Annotated in this window: 6 protein-coding genes; all 6 read right to left on the reverse strand. The window is 67.1% G+C overall.

Annotated features, from left to right (window positions below; genetic code table 11):
- Positions 1-356: 356 nt before the first annotated feature.
- On the reverse strand, positions 357-734 hold the full coding sequence (locus H8R17_RS44090; RefSeq protein WP_187828789.1) for a glyoxalase/bleomycin resistance/extradiol dioxygenase family protein: 378 nt from the start codon (positions 732-734) through the stop codon (positions 357-359).
- A gap of 145 nt (positions 735-879) precedes the next feature.
- Positions 880-1074, reverse strand: a complete 195-nt coding sequence (locus H8R17_RS44095) for a hypothetical protein (RefSeq protein WP_187828790.1) — start codon at positions 1072-1074, stop codon at positions 880-882.
- Between the two features lie 367 nt (positions 1075-1441).
- A complete protein-coding gene (locus H8R17_RS44100; RefSeq protein WP_187828791.1) occupies positions 1442-1996 on the reverse strand; it encodes an ATP-binding protein in 555 nt (184 codons plus the stop codon).
- A 290-nt stretch (positions 1997-2286) separates the two neighbouring features.
- Positions 2287-2748: a hypothetical protein gene (locus tag H8R17_RS44105; protein WP_187828792.1), complete on the reverse strand. Its 462-nt coding sequence runs from the start codon at positions 2746-2748 to the stop codon at positions 2287-2289.
- Entirely contained in the window at positions 2745-4922 is a 2178-nt protein-coding gene (locus H8R17_RS44110) for a site-specific integrase (RefSeq protein ID WP_316959739.1), read from the reverse strand. The genes H8R17_RS44105 and H8R17_RS44110 overlap by 4 nt, the downstream gene beginning before the upstream one ends.
- A 38-nt stretch (positions 4923-4960) precedes the next feature.
- Positions 4961-5578: a hypothetical protein gene (locus H8R17_RS44115; RefSeq protein ID WP_223126157.1), complete on the reverse strand. Its 618-nt coding sequence runs from the start codon at positions 5576-5578 to the stop codon at positions 4961-4963.
- Between the last annotated feature and the right edge of the window lie 220 nt (positions 5579-5798).

A 5798-nucleotide genomic window follows, 5' to 3' on the forward strand; every position in this document is an offset into this window, starting at 1 on the left:
GGCCGCAGCTTCCACGGCTGGCACCGGCACGTCACACTCGCCTCCCTCGCTCAGGCGTTCTGCACCCTGCTGCGAATCGACCCAAAAGCCCCTGCGCCGGCCTGACCCGCTACGCGGTCCTCCGCGAGTTACAGAAGATCCTGGCCACCTGGACCGGCGCCTGCTCGATATGCGGCCAGCCCGCACCCACCCCCGAACCCCACCACAGGACCTAACAAAGCCCTACTGGTGCCGCATCAGGGAATGTTTGTCCTGTTGTAATGTGACGCGCCGTCTGGGGGGCTGTGCTGGGCGGCGGGTGACGCTCACCCTGTCCGGGAGGCAGAACGAGGCGGATCGATCGCGCGGTCTGCCGATCACTCAGGTGGCGTGGCCTCACCCTGCCAGAAGTTCCACTGGTACCCCCAGGGGTCGGTAATGGTGAAGGTCCGAGGCCCATACGGCTGGTCCGCAGGGGGGTCCACTTCGGTGCTGGCCGCAGCACGGACCCGCTCAAAGTGCGCATCGACATCGTCCACATGCACGATGAGGAGGGCGTTCTTCCCTTCGTCGCTCACCCCGCCGCCGCTCACACCGATCTTCGTCGCACCCGCGTGGATGTCTGCTTCGAACGTCCGTCCCGAATCGTCACGCCACCGGACCGTGTCGGTAAAGCCCAAGACCCGCTCCATCCAGTCCAGTGCGGCGTCTGCGTCGTCGTACCGCAAGTAGGGGGAGACGCCTTCGATCGCCATCCGATGCTCCTTCGCGAATTCGGAACCGACAGCACTACTATGGTCGGGCCTCGAAGGCCCTGACAAAGGCAAGCGTCGAGATCGTTTCGCACGCGCAAGGCACAGCAGAGGAGACACTCCGAGGCAGTTCGACGCCCGTGAAGGATCAGGCGACATTTGCTGTGTCGACAACGGCGCGTAGGCGCCGGTCGTCGATATGGCGGTTTCTGGACCACCACCGTTCCGCGGTCCGGGCCGGGAACTGCTCCCGCAGCTGGCTGTTCCGCGCCTGGGCCTGCTCCGCGGTCGCGTTCGTGATCTCCAACGGCTTGCGCGTCGCGTGCTTGACCACGGCCGTCATGACGAGCGCCCGAACGGGACGTCCAGCGACGCCGGGTCGTAGCCCGGTGCCGGCGGCGGAAGCACCGGCTGGATGCTCTCGCGGCATGGCGTGCGTGGTACGCCAGCACGCCGGCCACGACCTCGTCCTTGCGCGGCGTCAGATATACCTCCGTGGCAGACAGGTGAGCGTGTCCGAGCACCCACTGCACGTCGGACAGCGTCAGCTTCGGGTCGCGCACCATGCGAGCGGCCGCGCAGTGGCTTGTGTCCGCAGAGACCGTGTGCGGATGAGCCTGTGTGCGATTGAGCAGGTGCGTCGTTTGGGACACGTTCGCGCCGCATATAGCCGGGCGTGTTGCATTCCGAGAGCATCGCTGTGATGCGGCTCACTCCGCGGGTGCCTGATGTGGGGCATGCGCGAGCATTGAGCTCACCGTGGCGACACGACGAGCCAGGCCGTCGGCAGGGATGTCGATGAGCTCGTAGCCGAACGCGCGGTAGCTCTCTTCGTGGATCTTTTCGAAGGCCAGTGATTCCTGGAAACCGATCCGCCTGGCCGCGGTCGGCTCGCAGAACCCTAGATTGCGGACGAAGAGCACTTGCCGCTCGTAGACCCCTTCCGAGGTGATCCGTTCGAGCTCCGCGGCCAGCGCTGGGGACACCGGCCGCCCCAAGTAGGTGGTGAGGGCGTGGGTGCAGACCGGTGACCGGTCGAACACCTGAACCGGGCCGGTGGCCTCCAGCTGTCGCTGTCGCTGCAGAGCGACGATCTCGTCGATGAAGGACGCCCGTGTCCATGGCTGGTCCTCCCCTTGGGCCTGCGCTTGTGCGATGACCGCCGTTGCCGCCTCCTCGACAACCTCGTAGCCAAGCTCGTCCAGGCATCGCAGGATTGATGTCTTGCCCGCGCCCGGCGTGCCAGTGAGAACGTACCGCCGCATGATCCGAAAACCCTTTCTTGCAGGTCGAGACAGGTTCACTGGTCCGATTGGGCCTCCGGCCGGAGGTAGCGAGCCCAGTGGTGTCCTGGAGATGGGGTGGGGGACACAGGCGGATCCTCGAACGGCTGATGTGCCGGAGACGCCCCTGATGCCCGAGGCGTTGAGCAAGGCAACCACGGCCAGATTGCTCAACGTCCTTCTTGGTTCCAGTACATCCTGTCGGCCGGAGTCTCGGCAACCACCGCTGAGCAACCGAGTGTCAGAACCAACGGTTCAGGAGTTCTGCCGCATCAACTGCATGTCCCGATGACGGTGGTTCGCGGTGCGGGCAGACGGCTTACTCGGGTTGTCCCGGCGGAGATCTCGCGGAGCCGGACGATCTCTTCGTGCTGTGCAGCGAGACGGGCCAGTGCCTGGCTGCGGAAGTCCGTGAGCTCGTCGATGGTCTGCTCCGACTGGGACAGCCGCTTCTTGAGATTGGTGATCTCTTCTTTGAGGCGGGCGACCTGGGCTTCGCGGGGGTCGGGGATCTCGCCGGCCTGCTGCAGGGCCTGGAGACGTCGCTCGAACTCGACGCGGAGGTTGGCGTAGGGGCGGACGCCGTAGAAGGCGGTGCGGTCGACGCCCGCTTCGCCCGCGAGGGTCTTGATGTCGCACTTTCCCCCGGGCGGGATCTCGCCGCGCAGGAGGCGGTCCATCGCGGCCCTGACCCGGTTCTCGTTCTCCGTCCGCTGAGCTGCGGTGATCCTCACGCTGACTCCTCCCCAGAGTTGGTGTCGACGGCGTCGATCTCGGTGATCACGCGCACCGCCCGGTCGTAATCGGCCTTGAGCCGGGTGCGTTCGGTCTTGCGGGGTGCACCGAGCTGGCCGAGGAAGGTCTTGGTGCGTTCGGCATGCTCGGCCCAGACGGGACGGTGACAGGGATGGTGAGTGGCCTGCGGGCAACGGGCCGAGTCACACATCCCGACCAGCGGGCGGTCCGCGGTAGGGGTGCCAGCGAGTTTGAGGCAGAGCGCGCGGGCAGGGTCGGTGAACCAGCAGTAGTTCGCTGGCCCGAGGTGGAGGGTCTTGGCCCGTTTGGCCAGCAGGTTGAGCACATCGCGGTCACTGCGCTGGGTCTTCGGCGCCGACGCTGCCATCGGTTCGAGCTTGGCGTCGATGCTGGCGAAGAATTCGGTCAGGCTCCGGGCTCCCGGCCCGGATGGGAGGATGCCCTGCTGGTAGTTTCGGAACTCGGTCAGGACCAGGTCGAGGTTGCGGTCGCCTTCCAGCTTATTGACCTCGGCCAGTAGTTCGGCTTGGGCCCCGCCTGGGCGGGAACTGTAGCCCTCGGTTGTCGCGACGACGATGTGCTTGAGGTGGATCTTGGTTGCGAGGACGCCGCCGGGCCGGTAGGCCATTTCAAGCGCGAGGGTCCTGCGTAGTCGCCGCAGGTTGACGAGGCCGTCCGGGATCGGGGCGAGGCCGAGCCGTGCCCCGGCTTCGGAGTTGACCCAGTTCCGGAACCATCGGTAGCGGACATCGAAGGCGAATCGCCCCAGTAGGGACGCGCCTTCGGCTGGGACGGGGTGCAGGCGTTCGATGAGTTCCGCCGCGCGGTAAGCGGGTTCGATGACCACCCATTCGTCGACGACGCCGCCGAGTCCCTGGCCTTTGACTACCTTGCTGACCAGCCGGTAGCGGATCAGGCCGGGGGCGGGTTCCTCCGACCGGCGGCAGCCGACTTCCAGTTCCATCAGCTCGGACGAGCGCATCCCGGAGGCCGCTGCCAGGACGATGACTGCGGCGGTGCGGACGATACCGACCAGCGCGACGGCCTGCTGTCGGTGCAGCGGCGACGTCCACGGCACGGTGGTGTCCCCGGCGGCCATCGTGACCGCGACCGCGTTCCTGCCGAATTCCCGCTCCGCGCCGACGGCCGTAAGCGTTTCCTCCAACGGCCCTCGCAGCGCGGGCAGCCACCGAGGGCTGAAAAAGCTGAACCCGGCCCGCCGTGCGAGAAGGTCCAGAGAGATGTTCACCAGCGGATCATGCTTCGACCAGCCCTTGGCGATCCGCTCCGTAACGTGGTGGTCAGGCAGCAGCGTCAGCGGATCGCTCGTCTGTCTGTGCTCGGCGAGCAGTGCGGTGATCTTCGGCTCCGGATCCTGAGTCCGGGCCTTCTTCCGTCCCTGGGCCCTTCTGGCATTGCGGGACTTGCGGGGGCCGAGGTGGTAGGCCTCTCGTATCTGCTCGGCGAGTGTGATGGCGTGCGGGCCGAATGTTGTCAGTAGGTAGAGGGCGGCGGCGAGCATCGGCTGCAGCACGCTGTCCTCGATGGGCTGGGTCTTGTTCTCGTCCCTTCCGTTGGGCATTTCGGCGACGGCGGAAGGGGTGGCACCGCCCCACGGAATCAGGTCGGCGGCGGGCTGGTCGGCGGTGAACAGGTCGCGGTAGTTGACCAGGTCGACCGGGACCATGGCGGCAGCCCGCCGGGTTGCCGGGCTCTGGCTGCCGACCACGGTGCCGTTCTCGTCGAGCACGTAGCGCCGGTGCCACAGATATGCCTCGCAGCACTCCGTGTCCACCTGGCCCAGCGAGGTGACACCCCGTGCGTCGAGCCAGCGGAAGAAGCGGCTGAGCTCGGCGAGGCGCCCCGCGCACGTCCACAGATGCAGCGCGGTGCGGTAGGCGCGAGGCAACGGCGCCACCACCGGATGGCGCGGTGTCACCATGGCCATCACGAGTTCTTTAGCGACCAGGCGCCAGTCCGGGGAGGCGACGGTGGTGAAGTCCAAGCGCCGGGCGCTCAGTGGCATCTGGACCGGCAGTCCGATCACATCGGTGAAGTCCCACAGGTCGTCGTCGAAGAACACGCGGTCAGCCCCTGCGGGCAACTGGAGGCCCGCCTCCTCGCAGACGTCCGCGCCAGCGAAAGGGGACACGGCATGCGTGCTGTGGGTGGAAGGCGAAGTCATGCCGGTCACGCGGTCAACTCCTCGGGCCTCAGGGGAAGTTCTTCATCCCGGCCGGTGACCTGGGTGGCGGCCTGCGCCAACACGGTCGGGTCGAAGCGGTCCAGGACCTGCTGGATCCGGGTGGCGTAGGGGCCGAAGACGGCCATGAACTGGGCAGCGGGCATCTGCTGCCACTGCCGGGAGAAGAACGCCTTGAGCCGCAGCAGGTTCGCCGCGTGCCGAGGAGCGAAAACCGCGAGCGGGCAGAGCAGGCAGACCCAGGGGCGGGCTGGGCAGGGCTTTCCCTTCGGCCCGTGCAATCCGGAGAGCTGGTCGCCGCAGGCCGCGGTGAACACATCGCGCTGCCCGCCGACCAGTTCGGCGAGGGCTGTTTCGCCCATATCCATCGCGGCCACGAGCTGCGGATAGCCCTGGGCCAGGATGGCGGCGTCTTCATCGGTGAGGACCGTGGGCGGTTGGGCGCGTGCGAGCAGGTCGTGCTGGGCGTCCTCGACGATGGTCTCGACAGCTCTGCGCTGGGCCGGCGTGCTGGCGGTGAGATAGTGATCGCCCTCAACAGCCGGGCTGTGGTTCGGATCGATCGTCGCCCGCCCGCTGCCGGTCCAGGTCTGCTTGTCGCGCATCGCGTAGTGGGTGGTACGTATCCTGGCCCGGTGGATCTTCAGAGGTCTGCCGTCGGCACCGACGATGCCGTGACGCTGGGCCCACCTCTGCCGGGAGGCACTCGAAATCTTCTGGGCCGCGAGGGCCGGGTTCCCTAGGTCCTGTCTGGAGTTCGGATCACGAGTGTGGTGCGATGCTGCGGAGCCAGAGCATCGCACCACACAGGTGCAGTCCGGCCTC

It is taken from the genome of Streptomyces sp. TRM68367, assembly GCF_014495685.1.
In the GTDB taxonomy this organism is placed as follows: domain Bacteria; phylum Actinomycetota; class Actinomycetes; order Streptomycetales; family Streptomycetaceae; genus Streptomyces.

Bases quoted from the DNA above. Each gene is read 5' to 3' on its own strand.
- H8R17_RS44090 (WP_187828789.1), bottom strand. From the start codon at position 734: ATGGCGATCGAAGGCGTCTCCCCCTACTTGCGGTACGACGACGCAGAC.
- H8R17_RS44095 (WP_187828790.1), bottom strand. From the start codon at position 1,074: ATGACGGCCGTGGTCAAGCACGCGACGCGCAAGCCGTTGGAGATCACG.
- H8R17_RS44100 (WP_187828791.1), bottom strand. From the start codon at position 1,996: ATGCGGCGGTACGTTCTCACTGGCACGCCGGGCGCGGGCAAGACATCA.
- H8R17_RS44115 (WP_223126157.1), bottom strand. From the start codon at position 5,578: ATGCGCGACAAGCAGACCTGGACCGGCAGCGGGCGGGCGACGATCGAT.